This is a genomic window from Candidatus Kaistella beijingensis (assembly GCF_020084865.1).
Lineage (GTDB): Bacteria > Bacteroidota > Bacteroidia > Flavobacteriales > Weeksellaceae > Kaistella > Kaistella beijingensis.
Genome location: NZ_CP071953.1, coordinates 856130 through 877216, shown reverse-complemented (window position 1 = coordinate 877216; position 21087 = coordinate 856130). Strand labels below are relative to the sequence as shown.

Annotated in this window: 15 protein-coding genes; 10 read left to right on the top strand and 5 right to left on the bottom strand. The window is 36.7% G+C overall.

All coding sequences use genetic code 11. The annotated features are described in order from the left end of the window. Positions 1-84: 84 nt before the first annotated feature. The 3 genes from J4771_RS04050 to pheS are packed head-to-tail and all read left to right on the top strand — an operon-like array spanning position 85 to position 2575. Positions 85-915 carry a CPBP family intramembrane glutamic endopeptidase gene (locus J4771_RS04050; RefSeq protein ID WP_224136686.1) on the top strand — a complete coding sequence of 277 codons (831 nt, stop codon included), beginning with the start codon at positions 85-87 and terminating at the stop codon, positions 913-915. Positions 916-942: 27 nt separating this feature from the next. Beyond that, a complete protein-coding gene (gene rdgB / locus J4771_RS04045; protein WP_224136683.1) occupies positions 943-1518 on the top strand; it encodes an RdgB/HAM1 family non-canonical purine NTP pyrophosphatase in 576 nt (191 codons plus the stop codon). Between the two features lie 46 nt (positions 1519-1564). Next, entirely contained in the window at positions 1565-2575 is a 1011-nt protein-coding gene (pheS, locus tag J4771_RS04040) for a phenylalanine--tRNA ligase subunit alpha (protein ID WP_224136681.1), read from the top strand. Between the two features lie 113 nt (positions 2576-2688). Here pheS and J4771_RS04035 read toward each other — a convergent pair whose 3' ends face one another. Next, on the bottom strand, positions 2689-5106 hold the full coding sequence (locus J4771_RS04035) for a DUF5916 domain-containing protein (protein ID WP_224136679.1): 2418 nt from the start codon (positions 5104-5106) through the stop codon (positions 2689-2691). Positions 5107-5348: 242 nt separating this feature from the next. Between J4771_RS04035 and J4771_RS04030 the strand changes: the two genes are divergently transcribed. From J4771_RS04030 to dnaN, 3 genes are all read left to right on the top strand, one after another. Continuing rightward, the gene (locus J4771_RS04030; protein WP_224136677.1) at positions 5349-7157 is read left to right on the top strand and encodes a TonB-dependent receptor; all 1809 of its coding nucleotides are present in this window, start codon (positions 5349-5351) and stop codon (positions 7155-7157) included. A 58-nt stretch (positions 7158-7215) separates the two neighbouring features. Beyond that, entirely contained in the window at positions 7216-7929 is a 714-nt protein-coding gene (locus tag J4771_RS04025; protein WP_224136675.1) for a DUF2490 domain-containing protein, read from the top strand. A 144-nt stretch (positions 7930-8073) separates the two neighbouring features. Next, positions 8074-9204: a DNA polymerase III subunit beta gene (gene dnaN / locus J4771_RS04020; RefSeq protein WP_224136673.1), complete on the top strand. Its 1131-nt coding sequence runs from the start codon at positions 8074-8076 to the stop codon at positions 9202-9204. A gap of 169 nt (positions 9205-9373) precedes the next feature. Here dnaN and J4771_RS04015 read toward each other — a convergent pair whose 3' ends face one another. Next, positions 9374-10021 (bottom strand): T9SS type A sorting domain-containing protein, encoded by a 648-nt coding sequence (locus J4771_RS04015; protein ID WP_224136672.1) that lies wholly within the window; start codon positions 10019-10021, stop codon positions 9374-9376. 18 nt (positions 10022-10039) lie between these two features. Further along, positions 10040-10273, bottom strand: coding sequence for a T9SS type A sorting domain-containing protein (locus J4771_RS04010; RefSeq protein WP_224136670.1), 234 nt, complete (start codon positions 10271-10273; stop codon positions 10040-10042). Between the two features lie 480 nt (positions 10274-10753). On the opposite strand from J4771_RS04010, the gene pheT reads away from it, so the two are divergent. Beyond that, positions 10754-13156, top strand: coding sequence for a phenylalanine--tRNA ligase subunit beta (pheT, locus tag J4771_RS04005; RefSeq protein WP_224136668.1), 2403 nt, complete (start codon positions 10754-10756; stop codon positions 13154-13156). A 134-nt stretch (positions 13157-13290) separates the two neighbouring features. Beyond that, a complete protein-coding gene (locus J4771_RS04000) occupies positions 13291-13704 on the top strand; it encodes an META domain-containing protein (protein WP_224136666.1) in 414 nt (137 codons plus the stop codon). A 27-nt stretch (positions 13705-13731) separates the two neighbouring features. On the opposite strand, the gene J4771_RS03995 is transcribed toward J4771_RS04000, so the two are convergent. Further along, positions 13732-14253 (bottom strand): hypothetical protein, encoded by a 522-nt coding sequence (locus tag J4771_RS03995; RefSeq protein ID WP_224136663.1) that lies wholly within the window; start codon positions 14251-14253, stop codon positions 13732-13734. A gap of 177 nt (positions 14254-14430) precedes the next feature. On the opposite strand from J4771_RS03995, the gene J4771_RS03990 reads away from it, so the two are divergent. Continuing rightward, a complete protein-coding gene (locus J4771_RS03990; protein ID WP_224136660.1) occupies positions 14431-16905 on the top strand; it encodes a T9SS type A sorting domain-containing protein in 2475 nt (824 codons plus the stop codon). A 178-nt stretch (positions 16906-17083) separates the two neighbouring features. Here the strand turns inward: J4771_RS03990 and J4771_RS03985 are convergent, their stop codons facing one another. After that, a complete protein-coding gene (locus J4771_RS03985) occupies positions 17084-18418 on the bottom strand; it encodes a PDZ domain-containing protein (RefSeq protein WP_224136648.1) in 1335 nt (444 codons plus the stop codon). A gap of 89 nt (positions 18419-18507) precedes the next feature. Here J4771_RS03985 and J4771_RS03980 point away from each other — a divergent pair, with 89 nt between their 5' ends. After that, positions 18508-21051, top strand: coding sequence for a phosphoenolpyruvate carboxylase (locus J4771_RS03980; protein ID WP_224136646.1), 2544 nt, complete (start codon positions 18508-18510; stop codon positions 21049-21051). Positions 21052-21087 lie beyond the last annotated feature (36 nt).

Sequence of the window (21087 nt, the reverse complement as noted above, 5' to 3'; positions counted from 1 at the left end):
TTGAATCAAATGATGATAGGAAAAGTATTCATGTATTTGTAGCAACTTTATTTTTTCGTCTATATTTGTTGAAATTAAATTTTAATGAACCAAAACTCCAAAAAAAAATACACTTTCGGGTGGAAAGGCGCATTCGCATTATTCGTTGGAATGATTGTCGGAACTGCGATTGTAGCCGTTGCCAATATTTTTTCGATGTTGGTTTTTAATGAAAATTTTCAGTACAAAGATTTTTATTTAATCATCGCGAATGCGGCAGGATTTTTAGGGGCAATTTTTGCTTTCGATTATTTTGTAGCCCGACCTGAAACGGGAAGAAAACTGAATTTTAATTTTTCGCCAACCAATTTTGTTACCTATCTTCTCATTTTTCCGATGATGCTTGGAATGATGTTCATTGGTGAATTTATTACTTCACAAATTCCTGTTACGGGACCGTTCTTTGGGAAATTTTATGAATTTTTTTCTGATTTGATGGAGCAGATGACCAAAGACGGCGCAACCATGATTCTTCTCGCCGTCATAATGGCTCCTGTTTTCGAGGAAATTGTTTTTCGTGGAATTATTCAGAAAGGGTTGATTAACAAAGGTGTTGCACCAATGAAAGCGATACTTTTTTCCTCGTTAATTTTCGGTTTGGTTCATGGAAATCCTTGGCAATTGGTGGGTGCAGTTTTGTTGGGCTGTGTTTTGGGACTGGTTTATTACAAAACAAAATCTTTGCTTTTGCCAATTCTGTTGCACGCATTCAATAATCTTTGCTCCGCAATTTTAATTTTTTACGGAAAAACGGAAAGTTTTGCAGAGACTTTCAAAGTTTCAGAATATGTAGTTTTAGGAATTGGTATCGTACTGTTCAGCATTTTCTACTATTTATTTATGAAAAAATACCGCGTTCATTACTCTGAAAATTAATTACTCATTGCTCATTACCGATTACTCATGAAAAAAGAAATCCTCGTCGCCACTCACAACCAACACAAAAAAGAAGAAATTCAGCAAATTTTAGGAGAACATTTTAATGTCACATCACTGACAGATTATGATATTCACGATGAAATTGTCGAGGACGGAAAAACCTTTCATGAAAACGCCTTAATCAAAGCTAAATACTGTTTTGAGAAAACCGGAAAACCAAGTCTTGGAGATGATTCGGGATTGGTTGTGGAAGCACTTGACGGACGGCCGGGAATTTATTCCGCACGTTACGCAGGAAATCACGATTTTGCAAAAAATATTGCCAAAGTTTTGGACGAATTAAAAGGTGAAGAAAACCGAAAAGCCTATTTCGTGACCGTAATGTGTCTTGTTGATGAAACCGGTGAAAATTATTTCGAGGGCAGAGTTTATGGGAATTTAATCAAAGAATCTCGTGGTGAAAAAGGTTTCGGTTACGACCCGATTTTTATTCCAGAAAACCATGAAATTACTTTCGCTGAAATGAAACCGGAAGAAAAAAACGTAATCAGCCATCGAAAAAATGCGATTGAGAAATTCTTGAAATTTTTAGAGCACTAATTTCCATCGAAAAATCGTATTTTTGCACTTCCATATTATATAAAAAATGTTAGAAAAGATTGATGAATTATTGGTTGAAGCTGCAAATTTCAATTCTTCCAATAAAGATGAAATTGAACAGTTCCGTATCAAATTCAGCGGTAAAAAAGGGATTTTAAACGATATTTTCGCCCAATTCAAAGACGTTCCAAACGAACAGAAAAAAGAATTCGGTCAAAAAATCAATACCTTGAAACAAGCCGTTGAAACCAAACTTGAGGAACTGAAAAATGCGACTGCTTCTAACATCATCTTAGAAAAAGAAGATCTGTCAAGACCAGGATTTTCGTCAGAATTGGGAACTCGTCATCCAATCAATTTGGTGAAAAACAGAATCATCGAAATCTTCAAATCCATCGGGTTTGCAGTTGCAGACGGTCCGGAAATCGAAGACGATTGGCATAATTTCACCGCCTTAAATCTCCCTGAATATCATCCGGCGAGAGATATGCAGGACACTTTTTTTATCGAAACAAATCCTGACATTTTGTTAAGGACGCACACTTCTTCGGTTCAAATCCGTTATATGGAAGAAAATCAGCCGCCTATTAGAATTCTTTCTCCGGGTAGGGTTTTCCGAAACGAGGCGATTTCTTCCCGTTCTCACTGTATTTTCCACCAGATTGAAGGACTTTATATCGATGAGAAAGTGAGTTTTGCAGATTTAAAACAAACCATTCAGTTTTTCACCACCGAACTTTTCGGGAAGTCGAAAATCAGAATGCGACCTTCTTATTTCCCTTTCACGGAACCAAGTGCGGAAGTTGATGTGTATTGGGGATTGAATTCAGAAACTGATTATAGAATTACCAAAGGAACGGGTTGGTTGGAAATTATGGGTTGCGGAATGGTGGATCCTGCTGTTTTGCAAAACGTCAATATCGATGCGGACAAATATTCTGGCTACGCGTTTGGGATGGGAATCGAAAGAATTGTGATGTTGCTGTATCAAATGAGCGATATCAGAATGTTTTTTGAAAACGATAAGAGAATGTTGGAACAGTTTAGAACATTGTGATTTTGATGTGAATTTGCTTCACAGTGAATTTGAAATTTTCTATAAAAACTTATTCGCTATTAAAAATTGACCATTCACCGACGAAGTCGAATTGACTGCGAAGCAAATTGACCTTAGTTTAACCAACTCTTCGCCCAATTGTAATCAATATAATACGTCAGTTTCAGCGAAATGTTATTCACCATCGGTTCGTCAAATAATCGGTTGAAATTATCTTTAAACCCAAGTCGAGAGGTTTCCAAATAATTTCCAACGGCATTTCTATAAAGCAAAGTCAGCTGACTTCCCGGAGCAAACCACCACGAGTAACGCAAATCGACGTTCCAGGAATTGAAGGTTCCGTTTTTGTTTTTGGTGAAAAGATTGGTGTCGGTGTAAGTTCCGTCTTGATTTAAAGTGTAGAAATTTTTATAGGTAACATCTGAATAATAATGGCGGAAAGACAGATTCACCGCCATTTTATTGTTGATGGTGTATTGTGAAGTGAGCTCGTTGCTGATCGTGAAACGGTTTCGGTTTCCGATGAAAATTTCACTTCCCTCTTTTCCTGCAAATCCTTTGTCGTTATTCAGATAGTCTCCCCCAAAACCATAATAAAGTCTCAATTTGTCTGAAAATTTGTAACTGGGATTAAACTCGTAACGCAGCCAATATCTTCCTTTTTCGTTATAGGTGTAATAATCCACATAAGTGTTGATGCGTAATTTTTTTCGGTTGTCGGTATTGATGAAAATCCAGCCGTCAATCATTTCGGGAATTTTTAAAAATCGTCCTGCAGTTCGAGGTTCGTAAATGTCGTTTTCTCCAAATGGAGTGGTTAAAATCCCGCCTCCAAATGTGAAAAATTCTTTATTGGTCAAAACAATTTCCTGATGGATATTGAAGTTGGTAAACAAATCGTGGTCTAATCTTCTGCTTGTGGAAACATTCAAATTATAATTCAAATTGTTCAGATTTCCTTTTGGTTTTAAATATCGATAAGAATAGTTTCCGTTTAAAGTATAGAAATTGGTTTTGTCCAGATATCCCAAATCGTTGATGTCGTAATTTTTAGTTCTATAAAATCCATTAAAATCATATCGATGAACGCCGGAAATTTTGCCGAAACCTGCTTTTGCCGCATTTCCAAATTTTGTCCCATCGTTCATCACAAAACTTCCTTTAACCGTTCCGTAATAATTGTAGCTGTTATCTTTATTTTTAATGTCCCAAAGAAAACCCGTCACATTCGAATCCCTGAAATTCCCATCACGCGTCACATTCGTATTCACGAGCGTTACCGAAGAATTTCCCTGAAATCTTTGGTCCAAAACCATCACATTGTAATTCGCCCATGGTTCGGTAACTTCTTTTCGAATTTCGCCGGTATTGAGATTCCGAATTTCAGCAGTTGTTTTTTCCGTAACCGCATTGAAAAAGCCGATTCCCAAACCTTTGTTGGTTCTTCCTGAAATTTTTAAGGCATTAAATAATTTTACTTTATCAGGATTTTTTACGAATTCTTCATCATTGTAAAGTTCCGCTTCTTTTGACGGATTTCCACCAATTCTTCTTGAATAAAATAGTTCTCCTTTACTAAAAAGCTCGGTTCCTTCAGTGAAAAACGGACGTTGTTCCTGAAACTGAACTTCAAAAGGAGAAAGATTCAAAACCGATTTGTCAAAAGAGGTCTGCCCAAAATCAGGAATCAGCGTAAGGTCTAAAGTAAAGGCGTCGTTAATTCCGTATTTTAAGTCCATTCCACCATTTACATTCACTTCTGTTTTTCCTTCAAAATTATTTAAATAAGTCGAAAAATAGGGGAGAAACGAAAGCCGAATTGGTGGATTGATATTTTCAATTCCCTGCAAAACTCCGTCGTAAAGCATGTAAGAACCTGTTTTGTTATTGACGAAATTCCAGTCGTACATCGCGCTTGTTCGGTGAACCAGCCTTAAGAAATTAATTCCCCATTCCTGAACATTTTTCTTCGGGAAACGAAGTTCGGAATAAGGAATCTTCATTTCAACCACCCAACCAAAATCCGTGATTTTTGCCGCAGAATACCACACTCCGTTCCAACTTCCGTCTTCTCCCATTGAAGTGGTGAGTTTTGCATCGAATTGAACACCGCTCGGTAAAACGAGAAATTCCAAACTTTGTTGATGGTCGTTATAACCATTAATCGTAACTCCGAAAATATCATCGGTTTCAATATTGTCTCTTTCGGTAAGTTCTTTGGCGATTTTTGAAGGTTCATTATCGTATAAAGTCGCCCCAAAATAAACTCCGGTATCATCGTACAAAACCTTCACTTCCGAGCGGAAATTTTCGGGAATTTTTGCTCCGTTGTTGGGTCTTCTTTCAATAAAATCAGAAGCTGAAGGAACATTTTTCCACGCTTCTTCATCTAAAATTCCGTCAATTTTGGGAGCTTCAGATACTTTTATAGCGGTGACTGTTTTTCTTGAAATTTCGGTATTTTCAACTTGTTGACTAAAAGTAAAGTTCAAAAGAAAAAGAGCAGTTAAACCTGTAATTCGGGTTTTCATTAATGGGTTTTGATTTTTGTTATTGATAAGACAAGCCATTAAGGTATTTTGTTACATCCTTTGAAAACTAAATTTTTTAGCTGTTGTACTGTACAATATTTTTTATTCAAAAACCACTTTTTTCTTTGCGGATTTCTTAATTAATTTGTCGCCGTAAATTAATGAAAAGTATTATCGATACTAATAATTTAAAAATTAAAGTGATTGCTGTATCGATAAAAAAAATGAGAAAATCTGATAAAATGAAAAAAGAAATCTTAACGATTTGGTGTTTCCTAACGTTGCTCAATTTAAATGCTCAGGAAAAAGAGAGAGGAATCAACGAAGTTATTGTTCAAGGCAAATTTTTAAACCTTCCGCTTAACAAAGTAAACGAAAACATTACAGTCGTCACCAGAAAAGAAATCGAGAATTCCCCAGCAAAAAGTGTGGAGGAAATTTTAGCCCAATTTACAGGACTTGATATCAGAAAAAGAGGAGGAAACGGTGTTCAGGCGGATATTTCGATGCGTGGAAGCAGTTTTGAGCAGGTTTTGATTTTGGTGAACGGAATTAGAATGAACGATTCACAAACTGGTCACAATTCGATGAGTGTTCCTTTCGATTTGGCTTCTGTGGAAAGAATTGAAATCGTGAAAGGTCCTGCTTCAAGGCGTTTCGGGCAAAATGCGTATGCGGGAGTTGTGAATATTGTTACCAAACCTGTTTCCGAAAAAGCTGTAATTATTTCTGCGGAAGGAGGTGATTATAAAACATTTTCTTTAGGCTTGGGAGCAAATTTCGGAAATGAAAAATTCTCTCATTTTTTTCAGGCGAATTCTGAAACTTCTTCCGGTTATCGTCACAATACGGATTACAAAATCAATAATGTTTTTTATCAAAATCAGTACAAGTTAGAGAACGGAAATTTTCGTTTTCAGGCGGGAATTCAAGAAAAGAAGTTCGGCGCAAACGGTTTTTATGCAAGTCCATCGGCAACAGAACAGTATGAAGAAACTCAGGCATCCGTCGTGAGTTTGGCTTTGGATAAGAAGTTTGAAAACTTTAACTTCAATTCAAACATTTATTGGAGGAGAGGACAGGATAGGTATCTTTTCAACCGACAAAAACCGGAAATTTATCGAAACATGCACATTGGAAATAACATCGGTGGAGAAATCAACGGAAGTTACCATTCTTCTTTGGGAACAACCGGATTAGGCTTAGAATTGCGAAAAGAATTTTTGGCGAGCAACAACCTCGGTCATCGCGAAAGGTTTATAACACAGGTTTTCTTGGAGCATCATTTTTCTTTGCTTGAAAATAAATTGAACATTTCACCCGGAATTTCATGGTCGAATTTCGCTAACGAGGGAAATTTTTTCTATCCCGGAATTGATGTTGGTTTCGAGTTTAGTGAAAACCATAAAATCTACGGAAATCTTGCTAAAGTCAACCGCATTCCAACTTTCACGGATTTGTATTACGTGAGCAAAACAGAAAGCGGAAATCCTGATTTGAGGCCGGAAAACGCAGTTTCAGCAGAGATCGGTTACCGCTTTCAGCAGAATAATTTTTTGGGAAAAGTGAGCGGATTTATGCGGAATTCTGAAAACTCCATCGATTGGGTGAAGAAATCTCCAACCGATATCTGGAAAGCTGAAAACATCGGAAACATCAATACAAAAGGAATCGAGGTTGAATTCGGGCAAAGTTTTAATTCATTCCTAAAATCCTATTCAGTGGGTTACACTTTTTTAGAAAGCAAAGCAAAAGAACCTAAAGATTTGATATCGAGATATGTGATGGAAAATTTGAAACATCAATTCGTCGCAAAATTAGAAAACCGATTTCTGAAAAATTTTACTAATCAATTGATTTACAGATATAATGAAAGAGTTTCTACCGGAAGTTATCAAATCTTGGACGAAAAACTGAATTACGATTTCAAAAACATTCAGCTTTACATTTTAATCAACAACATCACGAATTCGGACTATACAGAAACTTTTGGAGTTCCGATGCCAAAACGTTGGTTTCATGTAGGTTTTAGTTATAAAATAGGACTGTAATTGGCGGTTTTCAAATATTACCATTTCGTAATATTGAAAAATTCCTTAATTTTGAAGGATGAAAAAATGGTTCTTCATTCTTCTCCTTTCTTTTTTATTTTCCAATGTTTCAGCGCAAAACGAGCACATTTCAAGTTTTAATGCTTTAACGGTTACCTATAAATTTCATCCCAAATTTTTCCTTTACGGTGAAGGTCAACTTCGTGGAATTGAAGATTATTCCTATCCCGATTATTATGAAATCAAAGGTGGAATCGGTTATAATCTGACCAAAAACCACAAACCTTTCATCGGAATCGGGAGATATGTAACTTACAAAAGCCACAGTTTGGATAAAGAAGAATTCCGAGTTTGGCTGCAAGATGTGATTGATTTGAAATCAGGAAAATTCAAGTTTGAAAACCGTTTTCGTGCAGAAAAGAGTTGGTTTTATGATCCACAGAAAGATTTGCATTCCGACCGTTATCGTTTTCGCTATCGTTTGAATATTTCAGTTCCGCTCAATTCAGAATCCGTAAAACCAGGAACTGTTTTCGCCAACGTTTATGACGAAATTTTCTTCGTTACGGAGAAGCCGAGTTTTGCTAGAAACCGTGTTTATGGTGGAATTGGTTATCAAATTGATGAAAATTTTGGGATTGCTTCAGGTTATCTTTGGCAAAGGGAATTTGCAAAATCGGGCAACAAAAATTTACATTTTTTATACTTGGCGCTCAACCTTACCATTGATGATTCAGATGATAAAAACTACAACTTTCCGGGTGCTGATTAATGTTGATAACTTTTCCTGATTTTGGTTTTTTAAAGTTGAAGTTTGTTTCCTTAATTTGCGTCAAATCCTTATATTTGTCAAAATTAAATTTGCGGATGAAATGTCCGCATTAGATTTGACTTAAATAAAAATATACATTATCCAATGAAGTTTATAGTTGCAAGTGGCGAATTACAGAAAGCTTTGAACACGGTGAGCGGTGTAATTTCCAGTTCTCAGTCACGACCGATTCTTGAAAATTATCTTTTTGAGCTTGAAGAAAATAACCTTAAAATAACTGCTTCCGACGGTGAAACTACTTTAATCACCTCATTGGAAGTGAAATCCGACGATAACGGAAAATTTGCTGTTCCTGCAAAAATCTTCCAGGACTTTGTGAAAACTTACGGGGAGCAACCGTTGACTTTATCTGTAAAAGATGCAGCCGATGGAAACGGAAGTTTGCTAGAAATTTTAGACGAGAAGGATAATTTCGCAGTCGCTCTCGACAATGCAGAAGATTATCCTGAGCTTCCCGAATTTGACGCTGCACAAAGCGTGAAAATTTCTGCCGGAGTTTTGTCGGAAGCATTGAATAACACTTTGTTTGCAACCAGCAATGATTCTTTGAGACCTGTAATGACAGGAGTTTTGTTCCAATTTAAAGAGGATGAAGCCAATTTCGTTTCTACGGATTCTCACCGATTGGTGGTTTACAAAAGAACCGATTTAATCAATGCGGAACCGATTGAATTCATCATGCCGAAAAAACCTTTGGCAATTTTCAAAAATATTTTGGCGAGTTCCAACGACGAAGTGACGATTGAGTTCAACGAAAATATGGCGAAATTCACTTTCGGAAACAATATTTGGATTTGTAGATTAATCGATGGAAAATACCCGAATTATTCTGCGGTAATTCCAAAAGAGAACCCGAACGTTTTGACTATCAACCGAAACCTTTTGTTGAATTCCATCAGAAGAGCTTCGATTATGTCGAACAAATCGACGAATCAGGTTCGTTTCAAACTGTCGGGAAATATTCTTCACCTTCACGCAGAAGACACCGAATACGCTAACAAAGCAGACATGCAGATTCCTTGCGATTACAACGGGGAAGACATCAACATCGGTTTTAGTTCCAAATTTTTGACGGAAATGTTATCCGTTCTTTCCGCAGACGATATCACGATGAAAATGTCTCAACCGAACCGACCAGGAATCATCGAGCCGGTTGACGGGTTGGAGGACGAGGAAAATATCCTGATGCTTTCGATGCCGGTGATTGGAATGTAGTTTGTAAGGACAAATCGTGAAACCTAACGAAGTGGTTCGGCGAAGTCAATGGTCCAAAAATATATCAAAAAAGTCCGATTGAGTCGGGCTTTTTTGTTTTAGGAATGTAAATGATAAATTGTTATTAAAAAAAGCTAACAGGCAGTTTATAACGCCTGTTAGCAAATCTTTATTTCTTGATGGTGAATTTTTTGCGAGCAAGACCTTTATCTGAAAATATTTCTATAAAGTAGATGCCATTCTGGAGATTAGAGGTATTTACTTTATTGTTTAGAAATGTTGCAGAAACTTTTCTACCCGAAGCGTCGAGGACGTTTATATTGTTTATTCTGTTTTTGGTGATGATAATGAGCTCGTCTTTTGCAGGAATGGGGAAGAGTTTGAGGTCTTGCTCTGAAACATCGCTTTCATTGGCTGCGAGTGAGACGGTGCCTTGGATTGGGGTAGTGAAGTTAAGGGTTACGGTATCTTCAATTCGGTTATGGTTGCATATTGTATTATTTGTGGAAATATACATGTTGACCTTTAAGGTATAAGAAGCACCATTGGGAACATCTATATAAAAATCATTATTGTAATAGGTGACATCACCTGAACCTCCAAAAGGACTCAGGTAATAACAAGGATTTAAAGTAATCACATTTTGATTGAGAGCAGTTTCATAAGATAGGTAACTGCTTTCAGAAGTTGGAAAGTAGGCCTTAACATGTACTTTGATTTGATTAGTTCCGTTTTGTGTAACACTTAAACCTTCTATATATTGTGAAAATAAAATATTTGAAACCAGTAGAGTGATGATCGATATAATTGTTTTCATGACATGAAATTTTGAAAATTATTGTTTGATTAAAGTTTTGGTATCGGCAATTTGACCATTGACAATTAGTGCAACTGTATAATAACCTAAAGGATAATTACTTAGATTAATTGCAGTTTGGGTAGTATTTAAATCTAAAATGTAGTTGTTGGAAGTGGTTCCGTTGTAACCAATTATCTGCAAATAAGCCGAGTTAGCATTGTTTAAAATGTAGTTTACAGTTACATTACTGTTTGCAGGGTTTGGCGCCATTGTTTGGATGCTGCTTGGATTTAACTGGACTGCAACTTCTTCATAATCTTTGAAACCATCAGTTATTGAAATAACTTCTAATGATTCCTAGAAAGTAATTTTTCTTCATCGTTTTATATTGTAATTGTTTCGGTTAAAGTTAGTTATTTTTTGAATATGTTTAAAAAATTTCTGTTTTTTTTGATTTTATTCAATTAAAGTAGGAAATGAACGGTATTGTTGTTATTTGGACTCGTTGAATTGGGTGACAAAAGATTACAAAAAATGTTGGATTATGATAGAGATTAAAAAACGGATGGGTAAAGAAGAATATCTAAGTTTTCGATTATTATATTCTTATGGGACTATCTTTAGGTGCCTAAGAGATTTGAATGTAAGCGATAAAATCACGATATTTGCAAACTAAAATTCTAAATAAAAAGTTTGATTTTTTGCGATAATAATTTCAAATCTCAAACTGCGAATCTCAAATTTAATTGAATGAAAATCTCAAACAACTGGCTGAAAGACTATATCAAAACCGGTTTGAAAACCGAAAAAATCGGCGAATATTTAACCGATATCGGTCTTGAAGTAGAAGGAATCGAAAAATATGAATCCGTAAAAGGATCGCTTGAAGGAATTGTCGTGGGAAAAGTCTTGACTTGCGAACAGCATCCAAATGCCGATAAACTCAAGAAAACCACTGTTGATGTTGGAAACGGAAAAATTTTGAACATCGTTTGCGGAGCACCCAATGTTGCTGCGGGACAAATTGTTCCTGTCGCAGTTGTGGGAACAAAAATCCACACTAAAGACGGAAACTCTTTTGACATTAAAGAAGCCAAAATTCGTGGCGAAGTTTCGCAGGGAATGATTTGCGCGGAAGACGAAATGGGTTTAAGCGACGACCACGCAGGAATTATGATTTTGGATGAAACGTACAAAATTGGTGACGAATTCTCCAAATATTTTGAACTTTCCAACGACGAAGTTTACGAAATCGGTTTAACGCCGAACAGAACGGATGCGATGTCGCATTACGGTGTTGCAAGAGATTTGAATGCGTTTTTGGTTTCCAATCAAATCAAGTCGGAGTTTGAAAAAGCGGTTTCAAAACCTTTAACTATTGAAGGAACAACCGATTTTCAATTGGAAGTTGAGGATTCGGAATTATGCCCGAGATACATCGGTGCAGTGATTGAAAATGTGAAAGTTGCGGAATCTCCCGATTGGTTGAAAAACCGTTTGAAATCGATTGGTTTGAGCCCGATTAACAATATTGTGGATATCACGAATTTTATTCTTCACGGTTTTGGACAACCGCTTCACGCTTTTGATGCCGATAAAATCAAAGGTAAAAAAGTGAAAGTCGGCGTAAATCAAGAAGGAACCAAATTCACAACTTTAGACGGAACTGAAAGAGCCTTGAACGGTTCTGAAATCATGATTAAAGACGGCGAAAACAACCCGATGTGTATTGCGGGAGTTTTCGGTGGACAAAATTCGGGCGTTTCAAACGATACGAAAACGATTTTCCTGGAAAGTGCTTACTTCAATCCAATCGCTGTGAGAAAAGGGGCGAAATTCCACGGTTTGAATACCGACGCTTCTTTCCGTTTTGAAAGAGGAGTGGACCCAAATAATGTGCGAACTGCGATTACTCACGCGATTTCCATGATGGAGGAAATTTCGGGCGGAAAATTAGTTGGACCACTTTTGGAGCATTATCCGAAGAAAATTGAAGACCATTACGTGATTCTAAGATTCTCGAAAGTAGAGCAGATTTTGGGAACGAAAATTCACAAAGAAAAAATTAAGGAGATTTTGAAATCTTTAGATATAAATGTACTTAATGAAATTCAAAACGGTTTGGAAATCTCTGTTCCTGCGTACAGAGCGGATGTGACGAGAGAAATCGATGTGATTGAGGAAATTTTGAGAATCTACGGTTACAACAAAATCGATTCGCCACAGAAAATTTCTTTTACTCCCGTAAAATTGAGTTTCGACGACCAAGATGCGTTGGAAAATTCTTGGGCTAGAACTTTGCAGAGCAACGGCTTCAATGAAGTGATGAACAATTCTTTGACGACGGTGAAAGATGAAACCGATGCCGTGAAATTGCTCAATCCGTTAAGCGGGGATCTGGCCTTCATGAGAACTTCTTTGATGGAAGGACTTTTGGAGAATGCAGATTACAACATAAAGAGGAAAAATTCCGACATCAAGTTTTTTGAATTAGGAAAAATTTATCATAAAAGAGAAGGGAAGTACGAGGAAAGAAAGCAATTGGCGATTTTGGTTTCGGGAAGAAATGTGGCGGAAAATTGGCTTCAACCGAAATCGGCGACGGATTTTTATTATTTGAAATCTTATGTGAAAATTCTTTTGGATAAACTGAATTTGAATATCGAAGAAAAATCCTTGGAAGATGCAAGATTTTCCGATGCTTTAGAATTGGTTTCAGGAGGAAAAACTATTGCAAGATTAGGAAAAGTTTCGCCACAGTCTCTAAAAGATGCAGATTTGGATCAAGACTGTTTCTATGCGGAAATCGAATTGGAAACTTGTCAGTCTTTGCGATCAAAAGAGAATTTGAAATTTGTGGATATTCCTAAATTCAACAAAATCAGAAGAGATTTGGCTTTATTGATTGACAAGAATATTTCTTACAACGATTTATACAAATCAGCGAAAAAGAACCCTTCCAAGTATTTGAAAAACATCAACCTTTTCGATGTATACGAAGGAAAAAATCTTCCGGAAGGAAAAAAATCTTACGCGATGAGTTTCGAATTGCTGAACGAGGAAAAAACCTTGGAAGAAAAAGAGATTTCGGAAGTGATGAACTCGTTAATCAAATCCTTCCAGAAAGAATTTTCTGCGGAATTGAGAGGGTAGAAGCTCATCAATATCTTATAAAAAGCATTTCAAATTTGGAATGCTTTTTTGTTTTTGACAAATTATAAAATATGCTAAAATTACTATTTACCTCAATATTATTACTTAAATTTGGTTTCGATAAAATTTTAAGAATGAAAAATTTAAGCATCAAAAATATTTCACTTTCTGTTTTTGCAGTCGCTGCGATGGCTTCCTGTACTACAATGAGCAGTTCGAAAGTGGGAAGTTCGCAAGCAAATATCTCCAATACCAAATGGATTTTGTCGGACAATGTAAAAGGTAAAACCCCGACACTCAATATAGAAAGTGGCAGAGTTACAGGCAATGGAGGATGCAACAATTATTTTGGTGAGCTTTCCCTGGATGCCACTGCGGGAAATTTTGCTGTAAGAAACATTGGCTCTACTAAAATGGCATGTGATAACATGAATGTAGAAACCAATTTTTTCAGCACTTTGAATGAAGTGAATAAGTATGTAGTGAGTGGAAATACTTTGGAACTTTATAAAGGAAACTTGCTACTTCTGAAATTTAATGCCAATTAAATCGAGGTAGATACACTTTAAACTGTTTTACTGTTCGAAATTTTTGATAGATTCTTCGGCAAACTGCCGAAGTTTTTGCATTTCGTTACCAGCTTTCTTTTGCCCTATTCTCGAAGCAACGTAGGTAACGATCATTGCAGACAACATCACAAAAGATAAGGTAAGTGACCACGGAAAATCATTGCTTTTTATCTGCTTTTCAACAAACCAAACAGTGATAAATACCATCCACAGAATACTGAAAACAAAGTAAAGGAACATGAAGAAAGTCCATACCGCAGAACTTGGCCCGAAAACTCCGCGAATCACCGTTTTATTTTCTTCATCAGTTTCTGTTCTTAAGGAGAGATTGGGTTTCCAATATTCATTCTGATTATTTTTCACGGTAATCACGGCGGTTTCATTATTGATGTTGCCGGAAAATTCGTGCGATTTTTCAGTTAGAAACCTTTTTAGAAATGCAGTGTATTCTTCACGCCTAATTTCTGTGATTATTTTGAATCTGGGTCTTGAGCGGATCTGGTCAAGAACTGTTTCTTCGATCTGCATACCGATGTAATTTTTTTATAAAATTAATTCAAATTTGTGATATGTTTAAATTTTTTCGTCAATGATTTTCTAGTACTTATGTATGTTTGGGAGCGAATTCTCATTTTTTTTTAAAAATTATTAACATTATATTGATTTTATTAGTAAATTTGGAAAACAAATCCAATTTTTTTAATCATGAAAAAAATCTATTCAAGCGTAGGAGTTCTTAGCGCACTCTTACTGTCTGCCTTCGCTTTCGGGCAGCAAAACAAAATTACGGAAGCTCAAATTAAACCTGTTTTCGAAAAACTAGAAGTCTTAGGAAAGCAGAATCCAATGGGGGCAGTTCCGCTCGACAAGTTGTCAAAGGAGGAACTTGCTCTTTACCACAACTACCGCATTCAAAAGCAGGAAGAAAAGTCAAATCCCTTCGGTATTACTGAAAAGGAACTGAAAACCAAAATCCCCAGAAGTGCTGTACAACCAATTTTGGACAAAATTAAATCATTGGAATCCGCATTGGCATTTCCTGATGACAAATTTACAAATCAGGAATTACGTCTGTTGAGAATTTATGAGTTGCAGAATATTCCAAAGAGCAATCTGAACGAAAAACTTTTAAATAAAGCTTATGTGAAAGACGGTAGACAAGCAACCAAAAGCTTTGGTACAATGCCGCTAACTCCGCCACACACAGTATCGGTAATTTCATCAATAACCAACAATATTTATTGTGATGAAATCGCGGGGAATGGGAAGTTATATGCAGTTGACAGTGATGCCAAAAATTTGGTAAGGGTTACGCCAACAGGAACTTTAGTCACTGTTGGTCCTCTTGGAGCTGCGGTTGGAACGGGAACCGTATCCGGACTATCATGGAATGCGAGTAACAGCAAGATGTACGTGTTGACAACCGATTACAAATTATGTACCGTCGATATGACAACAGGTGCTTCAACTTTAGTAGCAACTGTAACAGGAATGGCTACAGGAGCGCTTCCTATTTGGTTGGAAATTGACAATGCAGGAAACGCCTATTCTGCAGACATCACGACAGACAATTTATATAAGATTGATCTTGCAACAGGGGTTTCTACTTTAGTTGGTCCATTGGGTATCAATATTAGTTTTGCACAGGATGCAGATTTTAATAAGGAAACTAACGAACTCTACATGGCCGGTTATACAGGTGGTGGAACAGGAGGAATTTATAAAGTGAACCTTACAACCGGAGCTACAACTTTAGTTGGAAGTACTACACCTAATAATGAGGAATATACCATGTTTTCTATTGCGGATACCATTGATCCACCACTTAATAAAGCATTTGTGAAAAATTCTTACCCTACACCAATGAATTTTTCTACTATTCCGTTAACGCCTCCGCATACTCCTACGGTATTGGGTCCTTTAACTAAGAGCATCTTCGCAGATGATTTGGCAGGTGATGGAAATTTATACGGTTTAGACGACACAAGTAAAACCTTGGTAAAAATTTATAATGATGGATCAGTAAGATTGGTGGGATCCCTTGTAAATGTTCCGGCAACTGATACTGTAACTGGCCTTTCTTGGAACAGAGCAAACAATACGATGTACGCAACCAGTACCAGTGGTACAGCTGGAACACTTTATACTGTAAACTTGACGACGGGCGCGGCTACAGTGGTAGGAAGTACTACAGGTAGTAATACACCGATTTGGCTTGAAATTGATAATAATGGACTTGCTTATTCCGCGGATGTTGGAACAGATACATTCAATTCAATTAATCTATCCACTGGAGCTGCAACCTTAGTTGGCTCACTTGGAGTTGATATTGCTTATGCACAAGATGCAGATTTTAATACCAGTAACAATAAACTGTACATGGCTTCCTTCGGTGGAAGTGGAACATACAATAGTGGAATTTATGAAGTAAATGTAACCACAGGCGCAGCTACATTGGTTGGAGATACTGCTGCTACAGAGTACACAATGTTTACCATTGCAGACAGTCTTCCTGCCGCTCCACCAATTCCACCGACAACTTGTGGCGACAACTTCACAGATTCAGGAGGAACCACTGCAAATTATGGCAACAGCGAGGATATTACTACTGTTATTCAACCGCAAAATGCAGGAGATGCGGTAAAAATTACCTTTACTCAAGTTGAAATTGAGACTTCTACGGGTACCGGAACTGCTGCGGGTTGTTGGGATTATTTAAGTATTTACAATGGTCCAACTGTTTCTTCGCCTGTTTTAGCTGCAGTTAAGTGTGGTAGAACGGGAGGTACACCATCGGTTGCATCAAGTTTACTTTCTGTCGGAGACTCGTTTACTTCCACTGATCCTTCTGGAAAATTAACGGTAAGATTCCGTTCAGACAGTAGTTTAAACTATGCAGGATGGCAAGCAACAGTAAGCTGCGCAGTTTTGGCAGTTGATGAAGCTAATCTTAATAACTTTAGTTACTATCCAAATCCAACTACCGGAATTTTAAATATCAGCTCCAAAGGTAGGGTAGAGGCAATTGAGGTAATGAATGTTTTGGGTCAAAAAGTATTAATGATCAATCCTAAAGACAACAAATCCGAAATTGACATGTCCAGATTGGCGCCTGGAGTTTATTTGGTGAAAGCTACCGTAAATGGCAAAGTAATTACTAATAAGGTAATTAAGAAATAGAATACTGTAGAACAGCTTCTTTGGAAGCTGTTCTTTTTAATTCAAAAAAATCAAAGTCAACTTGACTTTGATTTTTTTTACATAAACCACGAGCGGTTTACAATAGAGGGTGGTAGCTTTTTTTAAATTACAGGTACGGTCGTTTCGAATCTAATCGGTTTTAAAAGCGTACGAAAAATCAATAAGTGTCCCGATACGGTATAGGATCCTGTAAAACCAACGAGAATTTCATGACTTGTCCCCCTCTTTCGATTTCGAAATGAACAGTAGTTCCATCTTCGTCTTTCAATAAGTCATTGATTTTTTGTAATGTAAAATCACCCACCTTTCTTTGATTAATGCTCAAAATTTTGTCATCCTTGCGAATTCCGGCAACGTAACAAGGTGAATCTTTTCTACAGCCAGCTACAGAATATTTTGGTTTTAAAATAAAATTATACTGAAAGCCTTCTCTAGCATCATAAACTCGAATTTCGTCCGATGATTCAGTATTCTTTTTTGTTTCAACTTTTACCAGATCTCTTTCCCAGGTTACTCCGTCGTGTTGGATTTCCAGTCCGCTTTTGTTAAACAGGAAAGGATCATTGAAATTTCGGTTTTTTTTCAAATAGATTTTTTTCTGAGGGTAATTAAAAATGACGGTGAAGCGTTTAAGAATATCGCTTCCAATAGAGCCCTTTCTATCTGGAACCAACTTCAGATGTTGAATGGAGTATTCGTCGGGCATTGCAGTTAATGGTTTCTCGAAGGTGAAATCTCCAATATAAAGCCGGTGTATTCGGCTTCTTTTTCCAAAAATATCGCCATTGAAACCCTGTCCCAAGTAATCATCAATATTGGGTCTGTTATACACGAAATCTTTTATAAGTTTTGGGAAAAGCCAAACTGCATCACTGTTTCCAAGATCGATAAGCATTTTAGAGTCCACCCTGTTGTTTGTCATTTCAACACCTGCCAAAATATAGGGTTTGTTACCTTCAATACTAATGGGAAACTCCTTAAATTTTTTACTTTTCTTTGTGAAATTCTTTTCTTCTTTAAAAACAGTAATCTTTTTGGAGTTAAAATTAATTTCGACAGGAAGATTTTGAAAAAACTCATAACCGATTATACCATGTACAGGAATTCCGACGTGTGAAGAAAAGTTAATGCTTTCATCCAAAATGATAAAAACGGTATGGTTAAAATCCTTAAAATTTTTGCCGATTTTTACGATATTGTTTTCAGACTTCAGTCCTTCAATATTTTTGGTCTCACCTAAACCCGAAAACTTTATTTTCTCAACATCATTGAAATTAATTTCCTTATTTTCCAGACTGAAGAGAATGGTTTCGTTCACCCCGGAATCCAACAAAAAAGTAAGGTCAACACCATTGATATTTAACGTTATAAAAATTAAATTGTTGATGAGCTGAAAGGGTATTACTGTTTTTTTCTCATCAATAATCTGAAATCCATTTTGCCCGAAACAAAAAATGGAAAGAAACACAAAAGCAAACCGTAAAAATTTCATTTAATGAAGGTACAATTTTCTAATGAATTTTTGAGTAATTTTAGAGAAGAGTCGTTCATTTACGAAACAAAATACCCTAAATTTGTTCTATGCTAAACGAAGAAAAAACAGAAAAATTTCGGCAGTTGGTTGAAAATAAATTTCAGATTTACAACTCGCTCTTCATGAGTTTGCCGTATGATAAAATGACGAATATCGGCATGCTGCTCCCGTTTTTATACGAAGAAAGCAAAGTCGGTTACGAAAACGGAAAAAGTCCCGAAGAAATCGTGGAAGAATTTTTCGCCAAACATACCGAACTTCAAACCGAAGAACAAAAAACGGAACTTCTCTTTAAAATCATACAATATATTGAAAGACAGGTGGTTTTATTTGATTCCATTGAAGATGCCGCTTTCGAGCAACTTCATTCGGAAAGCGATGCAGGAACTTTGCTTCAACTTCACGAACGTGCGTCGCAGGAACATTTGTTGGAAGCAACCCGCAACAAGATGAAGGATTTTGCGATTAAAGTGGTTTTCACTGCGCATCCAACGCAGTTTTATCCGAATTCTGTTCAAAGAATTCTACACGATTTAAGAGCAGCAATTATGAAAGATTCCGTTTCGGAAATCGACATGCTATTGCAGCAATTGGGAAAAACGCCGTTCGTTAACAAAGAAAAACCAACTCCGCTCGATGAGGCGATGAGCATTATTTTTTACCTTCGGTATGTGTATTACGACACGATTGGTGAATTGTATAAAAAACTAAAAAACTCCTTTGGAACTTCTCATTTTGTGCCACATCAAGACATGATTCAGCTTGGTTTTTGGCCGGGAGGAGACCGTGACGGAAATCCTTTTGTCACCGCGGAAATCACGCAAAAAGTAGCGCAAGAACTTCATTCCTCGATTTTGAAATCTTATTATGCCCATTTGAAAAATTTAAGGAGAAGATTGAGTTTTCGCGGAGTGTCCGAAGTTTTGGAATCTTTAAGTCACGATCTGTACGATGCTATCTTTAAAGAGGAAATCGGTATTTCTACTGAACAAATTCTAAGTAAAATCAACGAAGCTGAAAAAATATTAACGGAGAAACACAATGGACTTTTCAAAAATCTGCTGGATGATTATAGAGACCGGGTGAAAATCTTCGGAACTCACTTTGCGACTTTGGATGTTAGACAAGACAGCCGAGTTCATCAGCAGATCATCGATGAAATTATCAGCAAAAAATCAGGGAAAATTGCAGAAAACCTTTTAACCGATGAAAAGCTGAAATGGCTTATGGAAACTGAAACTGTTGTTAGTCCCGAGGAATTCGAAGGAATTACAAAAGACACTTTACAGAATGTTTTAAATATAAAAAATATTCAAAAGAAAAACGGCGAACGAGGGTTGCATCGCTATATTATTTCAAATTCAGACGAAATTAAGGATGTGTTGAATGTTTTCGGGCTTTTCCGATTGTGCGGTTACAAAGAAGATGAAATCAACATCGACATTGTTCCTCTTTTTGAAACCATGGAAGGTTTGGATAATGCCGAAAAAGTGATGAAAAATCTCTACGAACTTCCTGTTTACAGAAAACATTTGGAACGACGCGGAAACGGACAAACCATCATGCTTGGTTTTTCTGACGGGACGAAAGACGGCGGTTATCTGAAAGCCAACTGGGAAATTTATGAAACCAAAGAACAGCTGACCAAAATTTCGGAAGAAAACGATATCAAAGTTATTTTCTTCGACGGAAGAGGCGGCCCTCCTGCAAGAGGCGGCGGAAAAACACACGATTTCTACGCTTCGCAGGGAAAAACAATTGCAAACAATAAAATTGAATTAACGATTCAAGGACAAACCATCACCTCTGTTTTCGGGAATAAAGACCAGGCAAAATACAATTTCGAGCAATTGTTAACGGCAGGAATCGAAAATGATGTCTTTAAAAATTCCAAAAAAGATTTGACTGAAAAGGAAAGAAAACTCATCGAAGAACTGGCGGAAATCAGTTTTCAAAAGTATTCGGATTTAAAGGCGAATAAGATGTTTGTCCCGTATCTGCAAGAAATGAGCACACTCGAATATTACGGCAGAACGAATATCGGAAGTCGCCCAACAAAACGGGGTGCAGGAAACGAATTGAAATTTGAAGATTTGCGAGCAATTCCTTTTGTAGGTTCTTGGGCGCAGCTGAAGCAGAATGTTCCGGGATTTTTCGGGTTTGGTTTTGCTTTGAAAAAATTGAAAGATGAAGGCAGATTTGATGAGGTGATTTCACTTTACAAAGGTTCGGATTTCTTTAAAACTTTGGTTCTGAATTCCATGATGAGTATGAACAAATCCTATTTTCCGCTGACTTCCTACATGAAAAACAATGAAAAATTTGGAACTTTTTGGAATATTTTGAATGATGAATATGAACTCTCAAAACAAATGATGCTTGAATTGACAGGATTTAAAATGTTGATGGAAGAAGAGCCGCTCTCAAGAAAATCAGTAAAAATTAGGGAGAAAATTGTGTTGCCGCTTTTGAGCATTCAGCAATATGCTTTGATGAAAATCCAAAAACAGGAAGGTAATCGCGAAGCTTACGAAAAATTGGTGATGCGTTCGCTTTTTGGGAATATTAATGCGAGCAGGAATTCGGCGTGATGAATAAAGCAGTTCTGCAAAATATTTATTAAAAAA